The following is a 16,965-nucleotide window of genomic DNA, read 5'->3' as shown; positions in this document are numbered from 1 at the left end:
TTCGCCAGAGGCGAGCCGGCCGGGGGCTCCGTAGATTCCAGTCATGCTCAAAGCCGGAATCGTCGGGTTGCCCAACGTGGGCAAATCCACTCTGTTCAACGCCCTGGTGGCCAACGCCCAGGCGGAGGCCGCCAACTACCCGTTCTGCACCATCGAGCCCAACTCGGGCGTGGTGGCGGTGCCCGATCCGCGCCTGGAGCGGCTGGCGGTTCTCAGTGCCAGCCGCGAGATCATCCCCACCCGGGTGGAGTTCGTGGACATTGCCGGTCTGGTGAAAGGAGCCAGCCAGGGGGAGGGCCTGGGCAACAAGTTCCTGGCCAACATCCGCGAGGTGGACGCGCTCGTGCACGTGGTGCGCTGCTTCGACAGCGACGACGTGATCCACGTGGCCGGTTCGGTGGATCCGCTGCGCGATGCCGAGGTGATCAACCTGGAACTGGCGCTGGCCGATCTTTCCCAGGTGGAGAAGCGGCGCGAGCGGCTGAAGAAACAGCTGCGCACCAGCAAGGAGGCCCAGGCCGAAGACGCCGCCCTGGAGCGCATCCAGCAGGTGCTTGAGGCCGGCGGCGCTGCCCGCAGCGTGACCCTCAGCCCGGAGGAGGCCGCGACGATCCGGCCCCTGGGGCTGCTCACCGCCAAGCCGATCATCTACGCCACCAATGTGAGCGAGGAGGATCTGGCCGCCGGGAACAGCCACTGCGAGGCCGTGACGGCGCTCGCGGCCCGTGAAGGGGCCGCCGTGGTGCGCATCTCCGCCCAGGTGGAGGCGGAGCTGATCGAGCTGCCCGAGCAGGAGCGGGCCGAATTCCTGGCCGGCCTCGGGGTGGAGGAGGGCGGCCTGCAGAGCCTGATCCGCGCCACCTACGACCTGCTGGGACTGCGCACCTACTTCACCACCGGCGAAAAGGAGACCAGGGCCTGGACGATCAGGGCCGGCATGACCGCTCCTCAGGCCGCAGGCGTGATCCACACCGACTTCGAGCGCGGTTTCATCCGCGCCCAGACGATCGGCTGGGAGCAGCTGCTCACGGCGGGTTCCCTGGCGGAGGCCCGCAATCGCGGCTGGCTGCGGGCCGAGGGCAAGGACTACCTGGTGGACGAGGGCGACGTGATGGAGTTTCTGTTCAACGTGTGATGCTGGACGCAGCCGCCCATGCCGGGATGTCCTCCCCGCAACCCTCCTCGCATCCCGCCCATCAGCCTGAGCACCGCCACGACTTCGACGTGCAGAAGGAGCTGCACCGCCGCATTCGCAACGACCCCGACTACGACGACTGGGAGTACGGCACCGAGCCGCTGCCCCACGAGGCCTGGGTCAAGCGCTCCGGAGCTGATCGCCCCCCTGGCGATTCCGCGGTCTGATCCGCCGCACCAGCAGCAGGCCGGCAACGCAGAGCGCCGCCATCACCAGCCAGAGGCTGGCGCCGTGCCCCTGGCCCTCGAGGGCCATGCCCGCCAGCAGTGGAGCGATGAGCGCGCTGATGGCAAAACACTGGGAGAACAGGGCCATCGCCACCCCCTGATGCTCCTCCGGCGAGATCTCGATCACCGCCTCGGTGGCGATGGGCAGGAAGGCGGCCTGGCCCATGGCCAGGGGCAGCTGGGCCAACACCACCACCCACACGCCTCCCACGAGCAGCGCCGAGAACGACAGCAGGGCGGTGCCGAAGGCGAAGCTCACCAGGCTGAGGCCCAGGCCCACCGCCACCGGCCGGCGCGCCAGGGCCTGGCCCAGGGGCCATTGGATCAGCACCAGCAGGCCCAGTTGCAGGCCGATCAGCAGCGCCCCCAGGCTGTCGGGCAGGGCCCCGCGCCGCAGGCCGCCGCGCACCAGATCCAGCGGCAGTGCGCTCTGCATCAGGGCAGGAAGCGAGGTGGCCAGCAGCGCGATCGCCAGCACCGGCAGCAGTTCCCGCAGCCAGGGCCCCCAACGGCGGGCCTCGGCGCTGGCCTGCCGGCGGTGGGGATCGGGCAGAGGGCGCAGCAGCAGCAGCACCACCATGGCGCTCAGGCAGAGGATGTCCAGCAGGTACACACCCCGCAGCCGTCCCAGAGCCGCCAGAGCGGCCCCCAGCAGCGCTCCGGCTGCGATTCCCGTGGCGTCGGCGCTGCGCACCAGCGCAAAGCCACGGGCGGAGGGGATCGGGGCCGGGCCGCGGGCACAGCTCAGGGGCACCGCCAGCTCGATGGCCGGCCAGTAGAAGCCCATGGCGATCCCCAGCATCAGCTGGCCGAGCAGGTAGCCGGGAAACTCCCGGGCGTTGAACAGGGTGGCATCGGCCCCCAGGGAGAGCAGGGCCGCCAGCAGCACCGGCAGGGAGCAGTTCAGCCCCCGGTCCAGCAGCAGGCCACAGAGGAAGCGCCCCACCGTGCCTGCCAGGGCCGCCAGGGCCAGCCCCTGGGTGACGTTGGTGGCGCTGAAGGCCTCCTGGTGAAACACCATGGGCGTGAGGTAGAGCACGCCGCCGGCACCCACGGAACCCACCAGCCGCAGCACGGCCACCTCGCGCAGGGCAGAGGGAAACTGGGTGTACCAGGTCCAGATCCCCGCTGCCCAGGCCAGCCCCCCGCGTTCACCCGCCCTTGTCAAACCGCCGCCGCCTGTCCGGGTTGATCGCCAGTCTGCTGGTGCTGCTGCCGGCCGGGGGGCTGCCACCGGCCCGGGCGGTGGAGGAGCTGGTGGTGCGCTTCGATGGTCTGGAGCTACCCATCGACCTGAATGACCTGGAGGCCTGGAGCCAGGACCCGGTCCGGGCCCGAAGCGATCAGGCGACCTGGCTCAACCTGCTCGATGATCGCTCCCGCACCGGCCTGATCCGCCTCCTGAAGGCTCCCCTGTTGCAGAACCGCAGCTTTGCCAGCGAGCTGCTCGGCAGCTGGAGCGGGGAGCAGATGCTGCGGCAGGTGGGGGGGCTGCTCACCGGCCCCGGGGGCCAGAGCACGGCGCCCCTGTTGATGGCCAGCCTGCAGCGACTGTTCGAGCGGCAACCGTCGGTGACGGCGCTGGAGCTGCTGCGCGAGCTGCCGGTCGAACAGGTGACATTGGAGGTGGATGGCCTGCTGGCCCTGGCTCAGCACTGGCGCGAGCAGCTGCAGCACCAGAAGCACGCCGTTGCGGAGCTGCGCCGGCTGCCGCTGCCGCTGCGCCAGTCGCAGCAGCTGCTGGTGGGGCGGCTGCGCACCAGCCAGCCAGCGGAGCCCAGGCGGCTGGAGCTGAGCGTGGCCCATCGCTCCGCGCCGCTGCCGATCGATCTCTGGGCCTCCCGGAGCTCCGCCCGCGGCGAGCCGCAACCCTGGCTGCTGTTGATGCCGGGTCTGGGGGGAAGCAGTAGCCAGCTCAACTGGCTGGCCTCCGCGCTGGCCGAGCAGGGCTGGCCGGTGCTGGTGCTCGAGCACCCCGGCAGTGATGAACGGGCCGTGCAGGCCTCGCTGAGCGGCCAGGGGCCGCCGCCAGGGGCGGAATCGGTGCCCCAGCGCCTGGCCGACCTGCAGGCCGTGCTCAATGCCCACGCCGAGGGGCGGTTGCCCGCCCTCGGCCCTCCCGGGGCCGGCGATGCCGGCGTGGTGCTGATGGGCCATTCCCTCGGTGGGCTGGTGGCCCTGATGGCGGCGGGGCTGGTGCCGGAGCAGGGGCTTGCCGCGCGCTGCCGTCAGGCCCTGGCCTCACTGCCGCTCACCAATGTCTCGCGGCTGCTGCAGTGCCAGCTGCAGGCCATCACCGGCGACGGCTCCCCCCGCTCGGCGCCGGCCGACCTCAGCCAGCCTCCACTGATGGACGGCACGCCGCTGCTGGCGGTGGTGAGTTTCAATGGCTTCGGCAGCCTGCTCTGGCCCGAGCGGGGCCTGGCCGATCTGCCGGTGCCGGTGCTGATGGCGGGTGGCAGCCTCGATCTCATCACCCCGCCGGTGCAGGAGCAGCTCGGCCTGCTGAGCAGCAGTCGCCATCCCCGCAGCCGTCTGGTGCTGGTGGACGGCGGTAGCCACTTCTCCCCGGTGCGTCTCGAGGGCGAGAGCGAGGCCCTGTTCCGGCTGGGGGAGGTGTTTGTGGGCGTAGATCCGCGGCAGGTGCAGGAGCTGTTGCTGCGCCTCACCAGCGAATTCCTCGACTCCGCTCGGCACGACGACCTGCTCGCTCCCCAGCGCCGCCGCCACGGCGGCGTGGAGGCCACCGTGCTCGATGCCGATGCCGCCCGGGCCTGGCAGCGCCGGCTGGCACCCCTGCCTGGCCCCCTGCGCCTGGGCAGAAGCGGATCAGGGGTCAGAACCGAATCCGGGGATCAAGGAGGGCCACCAGCAGATCCACTACCACCGTGACCAGCACCACCAGCGCCGCCACCACCACCACGATGCCCTGCACCAGCGGGTAGTCGCGCTGGGCGATCGCCTCCTGCAGGCGGGAGGCGATGCCCGGCCAGGAATAGGTGACTTCGATCAGCAGCGCGCCACCGATCAGCGAGGCCACGGTGATTCCCGTGATGGTGAGCACCGGCAGCAGGGCATTGGGCAGGGCATGGCGCAGCACCACCCTCACTTCTCCCAGGCCGCGGCTGCGGGCGGCCTCCACGTAGTCGGAGGAGAGGGCCCGGCGCAGGTTGAGCCGCAGGGCGTTGGTGAAGATGCCGCTGAGCAGCAGCGCCAGGGTGCCGGCCGGCAGCAGCAGATGGCGGATCGTGCCGCCGAGCTGCTGCCACTGCCCTGTGCTCAGGCCGCTGTGGAGACTCTCGAGCAGGTAAAAGCCGCTGCCCTGCGGCGGCAGCAGCGTGGGCGGGAACCGTCCCCCCACCGGCAGCCAGCCCAGCCACACGGCGAAGATCAGTTGCACCACCATCGCCGCCCAGAAGGGCGGCAGGGCATAGGTGCCGATGCCGTAGAGACGGCCGGCGAGATCGAGCTTGCCCTCGGGCCGGGCGATGCCGGAAAACCCCACGGCCAGCCCCAGCAGAGCGGCCAGCAGCAGGGCCGTGAGCCCCAGTTCCATGCTCGCCGGCAGGCTCTGGCTGATGATCCGGCTCACCGGCTCCTGGCTGTTGAGCGATTCGCCCAGATCGCCCCGCAGCAGATCCACGAGAAACTGGCCGTACTGCAGCAGCAGGGGCTGATCCAGACCCAGCTGGCTGCGCAGGGCGGCCCTGGTGGCTTCCGGAGCGCGGGTGCCTAGCACCGCATCCACCGGATCGCCGGGGGCCACGCGCAGGAGCAGAAACACCAGACTGGCGATCAGCCACAGCATCACGGGCACCAGGGCCAGGCGGGCGGCCAGGTAGCGGGCCAGGGCGCGGCGGCGACTCATGGCAGGCTCTGTAGTTCCTGCAGCAGCAGGCGCCCGTTGCCGTCGAAGCGGGGCGTCTCGAGTCGGGGCTGGGCCCAGGCCCGCGGCGTCACCAGCCAGAGGGGCAGGTAGGGAGCTGCGGCGGCAGTGCGCTCCTCAATGCTCCGCAGCAGCTCCAGGCGTTCGCTCCCGGTCAGCCCCTCGCTGCGCAGCAGATCCCGCTGCAGCCCGGGGGCTGTCCAGAAGCTGCCGCTCAGGGCGCTCTCTCCCCTGAGGCAGTGCTCGCCCTCGGCCTCGCTGCAACTCAGCAGGGGAAACAGATAGGCCTCCGGGTCGCGCACCGCTCCGCGCCAGTCGAGCATGACGGCCGCGAAAGCCCCCTCGCCGAGCTGCCTGTACACCGTGGTCGACTCCATGCCGTTGGGTTGCAGCGCGATGCAGTCGCCCAGATCGCGGGCCAGCTGGGCCTGCCAGGTGAGCACCATCAGGCGGTCGGAGGGGATGTTGGAGCGGAACGTGAGCGGCAGCTCCAGCACCCGGCCATCGCAGTAACCCGCCTGGCGGAACAGGCTGCGGGCCCTGTCCGGGTCGTAGGCGGGCCAGATCTGCCGGCTTGTGCCGCTCACCGCCGGGGGCACCAGGTCGCGCAGGGGACTGCGCAGACCCTGGCTGACCCGCTCGCTGATCAGCTGCCGATCGAGGCTGTGCACCAGGGCCTGGCGCAGTTCGGGATCGATGAAAGGCGGCTGCTGGGTGTGCAGGGTGATGTAGCCGATCTCCAGGGCCGGGCCCCGACCCTCCCGCAGCTCTCCCAGCTCGGCCCGGCGCTCCAGGGCCTGCTGGTGGTCTTCGTGCAGGCCGGTGGAGAGCAGCACATCCACCTCGCCGCTGCCCATGGCGCCGAACAGGGCGGTGGAGTTGCCCAGGCTCACCAGCACGATGCCGGCGTTGCGGGGCCGCTCGCCCCAGTAGCGCTCGAAGGGCTCCAGGCGCTGCTGCTGATCGCTGAAGAAGCTCAGCCGGTAGGGCCCGGTGCCCACGAAGCGATCACTGAGGGCGCGATCGCCGTAGTCCCGGTAGGCCTGGGGAGAAACGGGGGTGAGGTTGATGGTGCTCAGCAGCTGGGGCAGCACCGTGGTGGGGCGCCTGAGACGCAGCTCCAGCTCGTGCGATCCGCTGGCCCGCACGGCCTCAATGCGCTCGTCGAGCAGATAGCTGAGGGTGCCGATCGCCAGGAAGCGCTCCAGGCTGAACACCATGGCGGCCGCATCGAAGGATGTGCCGTCGTGGAACAGCACATCGCGGCGCAGGGGGATGGTCACCGTCAGGCCGTCGGAACTGACGCGAGGCAATTCCGCGGCCAGGGCCGGAAGCAATCCGCCGTCATCGTCCAGGCGGTAAAGCGGATCGCCGATGGCACTGAGCAGCTGGGTGGCTCCGAAGGTGGAGGCGCGCACGGGGTCCACCGAGCCCACCCGGGCGCTGGTGGCCACCACCAGATCGCCACTGGACCGCTCTCCGGCGGACGCAATGGCGGATCGGGTGGCGGTGCCTCCCCCTGACCCACTTGGCACCCGGCAACCTGCCAGCACGAGGGCGGCGATCAGGAATGAGCCCCAGCGCAGCGACGTCAGCCGAGGTATCAGCCGGGGAGTCAGCCGCAAGGACCGGGGCAACGTGGAGAGGTCAGCAGAATGCTGCCATTCAAGAGTGAGGGGGCCGGGCGGGCTGCACCTCCTGCAGGGAAATTTCAAACACTTCAGAGCCCTGCCGGGCCAGGGGCCAGCGGCGCAACCAGCAGCGGTCGTGTCGGTCGTCGATGCCGATCACCTGGTACACGTGATCATCGGCCTGGATCCGAACGCAGTCCCCTTGGCTGGGGGCGGTGCGGGGATGGGTGCAGGAAAGACTGGTCATGAACGAATCATGAAGTGGTGGGAAAGCGAGCGGAACAGATCTGATGTGATCTGTCCTAGCGACGGAAGCGCCGCCGGCGCGACCGGGAGAAGACTGGACGAGATTTAAGGATTCCTTTCGAATCGGACTGATGCCATGGTGCCGTGTCGACGCCATCGCGCATCCCCCAATGCCGATTTGCGCACCAAATCCAGGCCCGGACTGTGGGCCTTCAGAGCGTGCGCAGGCAGGCGGCCACGCCCTGCACCTCCGGCAGAGCGGCGATGGCCTCGAGGGCCTGACGGAAGTGGGCCTCCAGCACCTCGTGGGTGATCACCACGATCTCGGCGGCCTCGCTCTCGGCCTCGAACTGCACGATCGACTGAATCGACACCCCCGCCTCCCCGAAGCAGGTGCCGATCCGGCCGATCACACCCGCCTCGTCGCTGGTGCGCAGCCGCACGTAGTTCCGATGGGTGGTGCGAGCACCGTCGATCAGGTGGCACTGGCGCCAGCTGCCGGCCGCCAGCAGCGGATCGAGGCCCACCGGCCCCTTGGCCGAGCCCGATGGATTTGTGGCCTCACGGATCCCGGCGATGTTGAGGATGTCGGCCACCACCGCGGAGGCGGTGGGCCCCGCCCCGGCTCCGGGGCCGTAGAACATCACCTGGCCCACCGGGTCTCCCTCCACCAGGATGGCGTTGAACACCCCGTTGACCCCGGCCAGGGGGTGGCTGCGGGGCAGCAGCGTGGGATGCACGCGCACATCCAGCAGCTGGCTGCCGGGCTGCTGGGCAGTGCCGGCCAGGGTGCCTGGTTCGCTGTCGGGCTGGCTGTCGATCCGCTGGGAAATGGCCAGCAGTTTGACCACAAAGCCGAGTTTGTCGGCGTAGGCCACATCGCGGGCGTCCAGCTGGTCGATGCCCTCGGTGGGGATCGCCTCCCGCGGCACTGAGCCCCCGTAGGCCAGCCCCGTGAGGATGGCGATCTTGTCGGCGGCGTCGGCGCCCTGCACATCGGCCGCCGGATCGGCCTCGGCATAGCCGAGGAGCTGGGCGTCGGCCAGCACCGCCCCGTAGTCAGCCCCCTCGGCCGCCATGCGGCTGAGGATGTAATTGGTGGTGCCGTTGATGATGCCGCTCACCCGTTCGATGCGGTTGGCCCCGAGCGACTGCTTCAGCGGTTCGATGATCGGGATTCCGCCGCCCACCGCCGCCTCCAGCAGCACGTACACCCCGGCGGCGGCGGCAGCGGCGGCGATCTCCTCCCCGTGGCGGGCGATCACCGCCTTGTTGGCCGTGACCACGGGCTTGCCGGCGGCGATGGCCCGCAGGATCAGCGTGCGGGCCGGCTCCAGTCCGCCGAGCACCTCCACCACGATGTCCACCGCCGGGTCGTCCACCACCACTTCGGGATTGGTGGTGAGCAGCTCAGGGGCCACCGGCACCGCCCGGGGCCGGTCCAGGTTCCGCACCGCCACCCGCCGCAGCGCCAGCTCCGCCACCAGGGGATGGCGTCCTTCGGGGTTGGCCAGGATGTCGGCAACCCCTGCTCCCACCGTGCCGAGGCCGAGCAGGCCGATGCCGATCGTCATGGGCTGGGAACGCGCAGAAGGCCGATCCTAGAAATCAGGCCGCGAGCGCCCTGGCCTGGCTCTGCATCATCCGCAGGATGTTCAGAAAGCCGTTGGCACGGGAGGGGGTGAGACTGGCCTGCAGCCCGGTGGCGGCGATGAAGCCCGGATCGATGGCGCTGGCCTGCTCGGGGGTGAGCCCTTCGAGCCCTTCGATCAGCAGGGCCAGCAGGCCCTTGGTGATGGCAGCGTCGGAATCGCCCTGCCAGTGCAGGGTGCCGTTCTGCAGCTCCCCCACCACGTACACCTGGGACACGCAGCCCTTGACCTTGAACGCGTCGTTGCGGAACTCCTCCGGCAGGGGCTGGAGTTTCTTGGCCAGCCAGAGCACGTATTCGTAGCGACGACGGGGGTCGGCGCTGCCGGCCAGGCGCTCGACCATGCGATCGAGGGCTTTGCTGCCCGTGGCGATGGGGCGGGAGTCAGCCATTCAGCGCCGTCGCCGGTGGCCCAGCAGCAGCGCTCCGGCGGCACCAAGCCCCACTGTCAGGCCCCCCAGCACCGGTTGCCGCAAGCCGGAGGAGCGTTGGGCCAGCCGCCGCTCTGGAGCCCTGGGTCGCCAATCTCCCAGGGGGCTGGGGCTGGAGGCCAGGGGGGGTGAGGCGCCGGCTTCGGCCAGTTCCAGGTAGTCGCGGTGGCCGGGCCCCGCATCCACCTGCACCTCCCAGTCGGCGGCGGCGTCATCCGGCAGGGCAAAGCGCAGACGCCCCTCGGCGTCGGTGCGGCCCAGATCGACTGCCTGACCGTCGGGACGCAGCAGCCTGACCGCCGCCGCGTCAGCGGGTTCGCCAGTGCTGAACCGGCTGTTCAACTCCAGCTCCTGGCGGAAGGATGCGTTCACTTCCGAGATGTGCTCGAGGCTGCTCTCGATCGCGTGGCCCCAGGCGGGCCCGCCGCTGAGGGCTCCCAGAATCAGAGCCCCGAGGCCGAGAACGGCCCGGCCCGCCCGCGGGCCGGGGCAATGGATGGTGATCTCCGTCATCGGTGGTCTGCGGCTCAGCTGTCCTTCCAGCGGCTGTCGCGGGTTCTGCCGGCCTGCACCATGCGCACCATTGAGCTCACCATCATCGAGAGGGCGTCGTGGGACTCAGTTCGGGCAGCCAGCTCGGCGGCCAGCACGCGATCAGAGGCGGTGGGGGCGGAGGCGGTGGAGGCAGAGGCGGATGGGGCGACGCTGAAGGTGGTGTCCGAAGTGAGGGAGGACAGATTCACGGCGACCGCCTGTGCACTGGGCGTGATCCTCGCAAAGTTGCGTCGGAGCCGAGGGGATCAGGGGCTGTTTGTGAACAAGATTGTGATGCGGGTGCCGAAGGGCCGCCCTGGGCCTGAGCGAGCGGCCGCCCCAGTCCCCGCTCGCAGATCCAGCCATCGAAGGGCACATCCCAGGGATCCGCATGGAGCCGCTCCAGCAGGCAGCCGGAGGGCAGCACCGCCAGGGCCGGCACACGGCGCCAGTCGGGCCGGCTGCGCAACCGGTCGTACCAGCCGCCGCCATAGCCGAGCCGCAGCCCCCGCCGATCGACCGCCAGCGCCGGCACCAGCAGCAGCGCCAGCTCCCCGGCCGCCAGATCGCCCGCAGAGGGCGGCGGCGCGGGAATGCCGCAGGCATCGCGGTGCAGGGCCTGGGCGGCGTGCCAGGGGCGGTAGAGCAACCGGTTCCCGGCAACGGCGGGCAGGGCCAGCCGGCTGGCCAGGGCCGGCTGATCGGCCAGGGGCCGCAGGTCAACCTCGCCGGCCAGGGGCCAGTAGAGGCCCACCCGGCCGGCTCCGGCCAGGGGCCCCTCCAGCACCAGGGCCACCTGGGTGCGAATCGCCGCTTCGCTTCCGGGGAGCAGCTGCCCCCGCAGCGCCCGCAACCGGAGCCGCAGGGCCGCCTTGTCAGCTGATGTGGCGTCGTGGTGCTCAGCCATCACCCTCAGCGCTGGAACCAGCCGGTGAGGGCGGCGGCCAGAGCGTCGGCGGCATCGTCGGGTCGCGGCGGGCACTCCAGCTGCAGCTCGCGCATCACTGCCTCCAGCACCTCCTGCTTGTCGGCGTGGCCATTGCCGGTGAGGGCCTGCTTGATCTGCATGGGGGGGAACTCCACCACCGCCACGTTCCAGCGGGCCAGGGTCATCAGCAGCACGCCACGGGCCTGCACCACGGCAATGGTGGTGCTGGAGCGATAAAAGAAGAACTTCTCCACCACCGCCAGCTGGGGCCTCCAGGTGCGTAGCAGCACCCGCAGATCGCGGGAGATCTCCACCATCCGCTCACCCTCGCTGCGGCCAGGATCGGTGCGCAGGATGCCGCAGTCGAGCAGGCGCTGGCGGCCCTGCTGCGGTTCGATCTCGATCACCCCGTAACCCACCCGGGCCAGGCCCGGGTCGATGCCGAGGATGCGCATCGGGTTGTTCCCTAGGCCGCCAGGGCCAGTTCGAAGGCGCTGCGGTCGGCCGATTCGGGCCGCTCGAACACCTTGCAGAACATCTTCACCACCCGATCGCCGGAGTCGATCTGCTCAAGCGGATCCTTGCGCAGGCGATGGCGCAGGCAGCAGGCCGCCACCCGGGCCACGTCGTCTTCGCTCACCTCGCTGTGGCCTTCGAAGGCGGCCAGGGCGCGCGCCGCCCGGTTGGTGACGATGTCACCACGCAGACCATCCACATCCAGCTCACCGCAGATGGCGGAGATGCGGATGCGCAGGTCATCGTCGATCTGTACCTGCCCCAGCCGCTCCTGGGCCTCCACAACTCGGGCCTGCAGGGCCTCCTGGCCGGCCTGCATGGCGCCGTTGAAGCCGTCGGGGTCGTTGTCGAAGGCGGTGCGCTGGTCGACCACCTGCACCCGCAGCGCCGGATCGCGCACGGTGCGCACCTCCACGCTCATGCCGAAGCGATCGAGCAGCTGGGGCCGCAGCTCGCCTTCCTCCGGGTTGCCGGAGCCGATCAGCACAAATCGGGCCGGGTGGCGCACGCTCACCCCCTCGCGCTCCACGGTGTTCCAGCCCGAGGCGGCCGAATCCAGCAGCACATCCACCAGGTGGTCGTCGAGCAGGTTCACCTCATCCACGTAGAGCAGGCCGCGGTTGGCCTTGGCCAGCAGGCCCGGCTCAAAGGCCCGCACCCCCTCGCTGAGGGCCTTTTCGATGTCGATCGTGCCGCAGAGGCGATCCTCGGTGGCCCCCAGGGGCAGGTCCACCATCGGCACCTGGCGGCGCTCCACCGGCAGCTCCTCGCCCTGCTCCTGGCGCTGGCGCACCTCTTCGCTCTGCAGGTCGGGATCCTCGGGGGCGCTGTTGTAAGGATCGCCGCTCACCACGTCGATCTCCGGCAGCAGATCGGCCAGGGCCCTGATCGCGGTGCTCTTGCCCGTGCCCCGGTCGCCCATGATCATCACGCCGCCGATGCGGGGGTCGATCACGTTGAGCAGCAGGGCCAGCTTCATCTCCTCCTGACCCACAATCGCGGTGAAGGGGAAGACCCGGCGCTGGCGGACTGGCGTCACGGAGTGCTGCTGGCTGGCTGTTGGCCCGATTGTTTCACAGCTGGGCTGGTGGCCTGTCCGTCCGAGACGGGCAGCAGGCTCAGCACCTGGGGCGGGGTGGCGTCGGCCGGATAGATCAGCCGCACCCGCAGGTTGCGGGAGTCCCCCGGACCCAGGCTCACGGTGCCCAGGGGCGGGCTCTGATCGCCGGCCCGCTGCACCAGGTGGAAGCGGCGCCGGGCCGACGGTCGGCCTTCGACGCCATCCAGCCCGGCCACCTCGATCGGGCCACGGAACATCACCGAGCGCACCGGGGTGGTGTGGAAGCGCAGTCCGCCCAGGGCCTGATCGGTCTTGAGCGGGGATTCGAACGTCAGCTGCAGCTGAACCGATTTCGATCCGGTGTTGCGCAGGGGAATCGTGAGGTCGTATTCCACCCCGTAGTTGCCGTGGGCGGCCCAGGCGGTGCCGGGATAGAAGGCCTTGAGCTCCGCGGTCTGCACCTGCTCGGTGCCGAGCCGACCGCGCTCAAGGGAGGCGATCGGCCAGGAGATCGGGGCGGCGTCAACGCTGAGCCAGGGTTGGCCAGGGCTGGTGATGGTGCCCCGCCAGACGCTGCCCTCCTGCACCCCGCTCACCCGCGAATAGATCATCCGGCCCGGCGCGCCGCGGGGGGTGGGCACGTGCTCCTTGGGACTGAGGCCGCCATCGAGCAGGGGCGCCCAGGTGTCGGCCGGCGGCGGCTGATCGAGCGGGCCGAAGGCGGCCAGGGTGGCCAGGCTCACGGGGCCATCGCTGTGCAGCCGCAGCTGCAGGTTGCGACCGTTGAGCAGGGGGTCCAGACCCCGCACCGGCAGGGGCAGCACCACAAGCGTGCTGGCCTCCCCGGCCTGCAAGGTCCACTCGCGGGGAATTTCTGGGCTGCGCCGGCGCATCAACAGTTCGGTGGCCACGCGGCTGCCTGGGCCGGCCCAGGCCGGAGTGGTGCCCTCAGCCAGCAGCGGCGGCAGGGGCAGGAACGGAGCCCCGGCCATGGCCGGATCCAGCGACTGCGACAGGGCCGTGGAGCCCTCCAGCAGGCGCAGCTGCACGGGACTGTCGCCGCGGGGTTGGGCCACCACCGCCAGCCACAGGGTGGAACTGAGGGTTTCCGGTTTGCCGGCGTAGACGTGGTGGCTGAACAGGTCGAAGCGGCCGTGGAGGGCCACATCCAGGTGGGCCTCCGGCACGCTGCGACCGGCGGCCGGGAAGGTGGAGAGCAGGATGCCCGGACCGCTGATCAGCTCCGGATTGTTGTCGTTCACCATCAGCACCGAATCGAGCCCGCCGGGCAGGGGGGCCACGGTCTGGCGACGCAGCAACGGTTCGCTGCGCTCACCCTGCTGCTGGGCCGGAGCCGGTGTGGGTGCCAGGGCCAGGGCAGGGGTCAGCAGCAGCAGGCTGCACAGCACGGAGCGGGTCATCGCGGGGAGTGGCATGGCGGGCGGAGGTAGCGGCGGTTGGGTCATGGGCGCCCCACCAGGGTCTGGCTCACGGCTGCGGCCATGCCGCGGATCAATTCGGCGGAGCGGGGATCGTTGAAGGGGCCGGTGACCATGAAGGCGGCCACGGCCCGTTGGCCATTGGGCAGTTGGATCAGGGCGGCATCGGCGTAGGCGGTGCCGATGTCGCCGGTTTTGTTGAGGGCGGTGATGCCCAGGCTGAGCAGCTCGGGGTCGGCCTGCTCGGCGTTCTTGCCCAGGCCCTGCAGCAGGCCCTGGGGAATCAAGGTGTCGGTGCCGGAGCTGGCCATGATCTCGCGGAAGTGGTCGCGGGCGCGGGGACCGAGGGTCTCGCCGGTGTCCACCAGGGCGATGGAGCGGGCCAGGTCGCGGGCGCTGCTGGTGTTGGTGCCATCGAGATCCGGGAGCCAGTTGTTGAGTTGTGTGGCCGACAGCCCCATGGTCTGGAAGCGGGCGTTGACGGCGGCCTGGCCGCCCAGCTTCTGAATCACCAGGTTGGTGGCGCTGTTGTCGCTGACCCGGATCATCTCGGTGGCCGCCTCGCGGAACGGGAAGCGGGTGCCCAGGGGGCGGGTGGCCATCCAGCCGGCGCCGCCACCCACCAGCTCCTGGGTGAGCTGCAGCGGGTCGTTCCAGCTGAGCTTGCCCGAGTCGAGATCCTCCAGGGCCACCACCAGGATCGGGGTCTTGATCGAGCTGGCCGCCGGCATCGGCTGGTCGGGGCCGAGCTGGGCGAAGCGGCCGTCGTCGAGCACGAGCAGAAATCCGGTGGCCTTGAGGTCCTTCTGGGCTGCCGCCAGTTGCTGCCAGCGCTCACTGAGCTCGGTGATCTCCTGCCTGGGCTGGAAGCGGCCCATCGCCAGACTCTGCTGCTCAGGGGCTTCGGCCAGCTGGCCGAAGCTGGGCAGGTTGCCCTCGGCCAGCCGCGGTGCCAGCAGCCTCAGGCCGGTGCCGGCCAGCACCCCCAGGCCCACGCCCATCACGGCCAGCCGCAGCAGCAACAGCAGGGTTTGCCGCCAGCGGTTGCGGGGGGGCCTGGGGGATTGAGCGGCGCTCAAGGCAGCTGGGAGAGGATCGGCTGAAGTTAAGGGGTGGGGGCCGGATCGTCGCCCTCTCTGGTGCCAGTGCCGCCGCGGGTCTGGGCCCAGCGCAGCTGGCGCACCATCCCCCGGAGCAGGGCCGCCTCCTCGCTGCCCACCTGGGCGCGCTGCAGCAGGGCCCGGAGCTTGGCCATCCGTGCCGCAGCGGTGTGGGGATAGAGGAAGCCCACCTCCAGCAGCAGTCGCTCGGCATCGCCGAGCATGGCTTCCAGTGCCGCCCGCGGGCAGGGTTCCGGCCCTGGCCCGGAGGGCGGTGAGCAGTCGCTCGCGCCGGCTGATTGCCGGCTTCCGGTCTGCAAGCGGTGCCAGTGGTGCAACACCACGGCAGCGGCCTGGGCCAGGTTGAGGGAGCCGTAGGTGCTTGCGGTGTCGATGCTCAGCAGCCTGCCGGCCTGGAGCAGCTCCGCGTTGCTCAGGCCCCGGTCCTCGCGGCCGAACACCAGGGCTCGCGGCACTGCGGTGGAGTGCTGGCCAGCGCCGGCGGCGGAAACGTCCTCCCCCAGCCAGCCCAGGGCCCCATCGAGGCCCTGCAGGGGCAGCGGTTCACCGCAACGACGGCCACTGGTGGCCACCACCCGCCGGCAATCGGCCAGGGCCGCCGCCAGGCTGGGAAACAGCCGCGCCGACTGCAGCACAGCAACCCCGTGCACCGCCATGCGCCGGGCCTCCTCGCCGAGGTGAGAGCAACGCGGCGCCACCAGCCGCAGATCGGTGACCCCGAAGTTGGCGCAGACCCTGGCCACGCCGCCCACGTTGAGGGGGCCGGCGGGCTCCACCAACACCACCGCCAGGGGCGGGCCCTGGCTCACACCAGCCCGTTCAGGTAGGCGAGCAGGTCGGCCATGGCCTGGGGTTCGGGCTGAAAGCTGGGCATCGGCGGAGTGCGACCGCTCACCACCTGGCGGATCAGCTGCCGCTGATTCTTGCGTTCCGCCACTCCGTGCAGGTTGGGGCCCACCAGTCCCTGGGCGGCGATGCCGTGACAACCGGCGCAGTTCAGCCGAAACAACAGGGCACCATGCTCCACAGATCCCTTGAGCTCAAGGGTCTGACGGGTGTAGGGATCGCTGCCGGCACCCGGCAGCACCAGCAGCGCCAGCACGGTGCAAGCGATGGCAGCTGCCGTCACCAGAGCGGCCACCAGTCCACGACCCATCCCGCCGCCAGGGGCGAGCTCGGCGGCGGAGTCGGGCGCTGGAGACTGGGGGGTGCTGGATCGCACGGGGCTGGTCACACGGGGAGCGGCGGGAGCTGGGCTTGGCTGGAATGGGATCGATGACCAGGCCTTCACCAGCCTGACGGGCGGCAGACCTGCGCCGTGAGCAACGGCTGGGGCTTCGGCACGGATGTGGTGGGCAGCGAACACGTCGGCGTGGAACAATTGTGACTTGAAAGCCACGCCGGTCTCGCCATGATCGAACCACTGCTCTGCGGGATCGTGCTGGGCCTGATCCCTGTGACCCTGCTGGGTCTGTTCGTGGCGGCCTGGAGCCAGTACCGCCGCGGTTCCATGCTCGACGGCTGAGCGTTCAGCGCTCCTGCAGCAGCAGCACCGTGGTGGACCCATAGCGGCGGCGCTCCCGTTGTCGCCAGCCCTCCGGTACCTCCGCCACCGCATCGCTACCGCACTCCCAGACCAGGGTTCCGGTTTCGGCCAGCCAGCGCCCGGTGGCCACCGCGTTGGCGATCGGCCCATACAGACCCGCCGCGTAGGGAGGGTCGGCATAGATCAGATCGAAGCCGCCCCCATTGCGGGTTTCCCCTCCGTTGCCGCGCCGCAGCCAGCGCAGCACCTCGTCGATCTGCACCTCCACCTGCGGCTGCCGCCCCAGGCCCTGCTGCACGGCCTCGAGATTGCTGCGGGCCACTGCCGCCAGGCGCCGATCGCGCTCCACCGCCACCACCTGGGCGGCTCCGCGCTGCAGGGCTTCGCAGGCCATGGCGCCGCTGCCGGAACAGAGATCAAGCCAGCGGCAGCCAGGCAGTTCGGCCGCCAGCAGGTTGATCACGGCCAGCCGCACCCGGGCGGGGGTGGGGCGGGCCAGGGATCCGGGCGGACTCTTCAGCCTGCGGCCGCCGCTGAGGCGCAGGCTCATGGCA

Annotated in this window: 20 protein-coding genes; 4 read left to right on the top strand and 16 right to left on the bottom strand. The window is 70.6% G+C overall.

Features of this window, described 5'->3' with window-relative positions; genetic code table 11:
• Positions 1-43 precede the first annotated feature (43 nt).
• Complete coding sequence (gene ychF / locus KBY96_RS01185; RefSeq protein WP_254977375.1) at positions 44-1,135, top strand: redox-regulated ATPase YchF; 1,092 nt, start codon at positions 44-46, stop codon at positions 1,133-1,135.
• Between the two features lie 26 nt (positions 1,136-1,161).
• Positions 1,162-1,362, top strand: coding sequence for a hypothetical protein (locus tag KBY96_RS01180; RefSeq protein WP_254977374.1), 201 nt, complete (start codon positions 1,162-1,164; stop codon positions 1,360-1,362).
• On the opposite strand, the gene KBY96_RS01175 is transcribed toward KBY96_RS01180, so the two are convergent.
• Positions 1,316-2,503, bottom strand: a complete 1,188-nt coding sequence (locus KBY96_RS01175) for an MFS transporter (RefSeq protein ID WP_254977373.1) — start codon at positions 2,501-2,503, stop codon at positions 1,316-1,318. The two genes, KBY96_RS01180 and KBY96_RS01175, sit on opposite strands and share 47 nt — an antisense overlap.
• Before the next feature lie 80 nt (positions 2,504-2,583).
• Here KBY96_RS01175 and KBY96_RS01170 point away from each other — a divergent pair, with 80 nt between their 5' ends.
• Complete coding sequence (locus KBY96_RS01170) at positions 2,584-4,314, top strand: alpha/beta hydrolase (protein ID WP_254977372.1); 1,731 nt, start codon at positions 2,584-2,586, stop codon at positions 4,312-4,314.
• Here KBY96_RS01170 and KBY96_RS01165 read toward each other — a convergent pair.
• The 14 genes from KBY96_RS01165 to KBY96_RS01100 all read right to left on the bottom strand — a co-directional run bounded on the left by KBY96_RS01165 (position 4,259) and on the right by KBY96_RS01100 (position 16,021).
• Positions 4,259-5,290, bottom strand: coding sequence for an ABC transporter permease (locus tag KBY96_RS01165; RefSeq protein ID WP_254977371.1), 1,032 nt, complete (start codon positions 5,288-5,290; stop codon positions 4,259-4,261). The genes KBY96_RS01170 and KBY96_RS01165 overlap by 56 nt on opposite strands.
• Complete coding sequence (locus tag KBY96_RS01160; RefSeq protein WP_315859455.1) at positions 5,287-6,762, bottom strand: ABC transporter substrate-binding protein; 1,476 nt, start codon at positions 6,760-6,762, stop codon at positions 5,287-5,289. The genes KBY96_RS01165 and KBY96_RS01160 overlap by 4 nt, the downstream gene beginning before the upstream one ends.
• A gap of 211 nt (positions 6,763-6,973) precedes the next feature.
• Positions 6,974-7,186 (bottom strand): hypothetical protein, encoded by a 213-nt coding sequence (locus KBY96_RS01155; protein ID WP_254977370.1) that lies wholly within the window; start codon positions 7,184-7,186, stop codon positions 6,974-6,976.
• A 211-nt stretch (positions 7,187-7,397) separates the two neighbouring features.
• Complete coding sequence (locus KBY96_RS01150; protein ID WP_254977369.1) at positions 7,398-8,759, bottom strand: homoserine dehydrogenase; 1,362 nt, start codon at positions 8,757-8,759, stop codon at positions 7,398-7,400.
• Between the two features lie 34 nt (positions 8,760-8,793).
• Complete coding sequence (locus KBY96_RS01145) at positions 8,794-9,228, bottom strand: SufE family protein (RefSeq protein WP_254977368.1); 435 nt, start codon at positions 9,226-9,228, stop codon at positions 8,794-8,796.
• Positions 9,229-9,780: a hypothetical protein gene (locus KBY96_RS01140; RefSeq protein ID WP_254977367.1), complete on the bottom strand. Its 552-nt coding sequence runs from the start codon at positions 9,778-9,780 to the stop codon at positions 9,229-9,231.
• A 14-nt stretch (positions 9,781-9,794) separates the two neighbouring features.
• On the bottom strand, positions 9,795-10,010 hold the full coding sequence (locus KBY96_RS01135) for a hypothetical protein (RefSeq protein ID WP_254977366.1): 216 nt from the start codon (positions 10,008-10,010) through the stop codon (positions 9,795-9,797).
• Positions 10,007-10,708 (bottom strand): 5-formyltetrahydrofolate cyclo-ligase, encoded by a 702-nt coding sequence (locus KBY96_RS01130; protein WP_254977365.1) that lies wholly within the window; start codon positions 10,706-10,708, stop codon positions 10,007-10,009. The genes KBY96_RS01135 and KBY96_RS01130 overlap by 4 nt, the downstream gene beginning before the upstream one ends.
• Before the next feature lie 5 nt (positions 10,709-10,713).
• Positions 10,714-11,184 carry a crossover junction endodeoxyribonuclease RuvC gene (gene ruvC / locus KBY96_RS01125; RefSeq protein WP_254977364.1) on the bottom strand — a complete coding sequence of 157 codons (471 nt, stop codon included), beginning with the start codon at positions 11,182-11,184 and terminating at the stop codon, positions 10,714-10,716.
• An 11-nt stretch (positions 11,185-11,195) separates the two neighbouring features.
• Positions 11,196-12,284 (bottom strand): magnesium chelatase ATPase subunit I, encoded by a 1,089-nt coding sequence (gene bchI / locus KBY96_RS01120; protein ID WP_254977363.1) that lies wholly within the window; start codon positions 12,282-12,284, stop codon positions 11,196-11,198.
• A complete protein-coding gene (locus KBY96_RS01115; RefSeq protein WP_254977362.1) occupies positions 12,281-13,726 on the bottom strand; it encodes a DUF3370 domain-containing protein in 1,446 nt (481 codons plus the stop codon). Before KBY96_RS01115 ends, bchI begins: the two co-directional genes overlap by 4 nt.
• Positions 13,727-13,767: 41 nt before the next feature.
• Positions 13,768-14,823 carry a serine hydrolase gene (locus tag KBY96_RS01110; protein WP_254977361.1) on the bottom strand — a complete coding sequence of 352 codons (1,056 nt, stop codon included), beginning with the start codon at positions 14,821-14,823 and terminating at the stop codon, positions 13,768-13,770.
• 26 nt (positions 14,824-14,849) lie between these two features.
• Positions 14,850-15,674, bottom strand: a complete 825-nt coding sequence (locus KBY96_RS01105; protein WP_254977360.1) for an RNA methyltransferase — start codon at positions 15,672-15,674, stop codon at positions 14,850-14,852.
• Positions 15,671-16,021 carry a cytochrome c gene (locus tag KBY96_RS01100; protein WP_254977632.1) on the bottom strand — a complete coding sequence of 117 codons (351 nt, stop codon included), beginning with the start codon at positions 16,019-16,021 and terminating at the stop codon, positions 15,671-15,673. Before KBY96_RS01100 ends, KBY96_RS01105 begins: the two co-directional genes overlap by 4 nt.
• Before the next feature lie 255 nt (positions 16,022-16,276).
• Between KBY96_RS01100 and petG the strand changes: the two genes are divergently transcribed.
• Positions 16,277-16,390 carry a cytochrome b6-f complex subunit V gene (gene petG, locus KBY96_RS01095; RefSeq protein ID WP_254977359.1) on the top strand — a complete coding sequence of 38 codons (114 nt, stop codon included), beginning with the start codon at positions 16,277-16,279 and terminating at the stop codon, positions 16,388-16,390.
• A 4-nt stretch (positions 16,391-16,394) separates the two neighbouring features.
• Here petG and rsmD read toward each other — a convergent pair whose 3' ends face one another.
• Entirely contained in the window at positions 16,395-16,961 is a 567-nt protein-coding gene (rsmD, locus tag KBY96_RS01090; RefSeq protein ID WP_315859453.1) for a 16S rRNA (guanine(966)-N(2))-methyltransferase RsmD, read from the bottom strand.
• Positions 16,962-16,965 lie beyond the last annotated feature (4 nt).

It is taken from the genome of Cyanobium sp. ATX 6A2 (genome assembly GCF_024346355.1).
Classification (GTDB): Bacteria; Cyanobacteriota; Cyanobacteriia; order PCC-6307; family Cyanobiaceae; genus NIES-981.
Note: the sequence above shows the minus strand (reverse complement) of the source record. Positions and strands in the feature narration are given on the sequence as shown.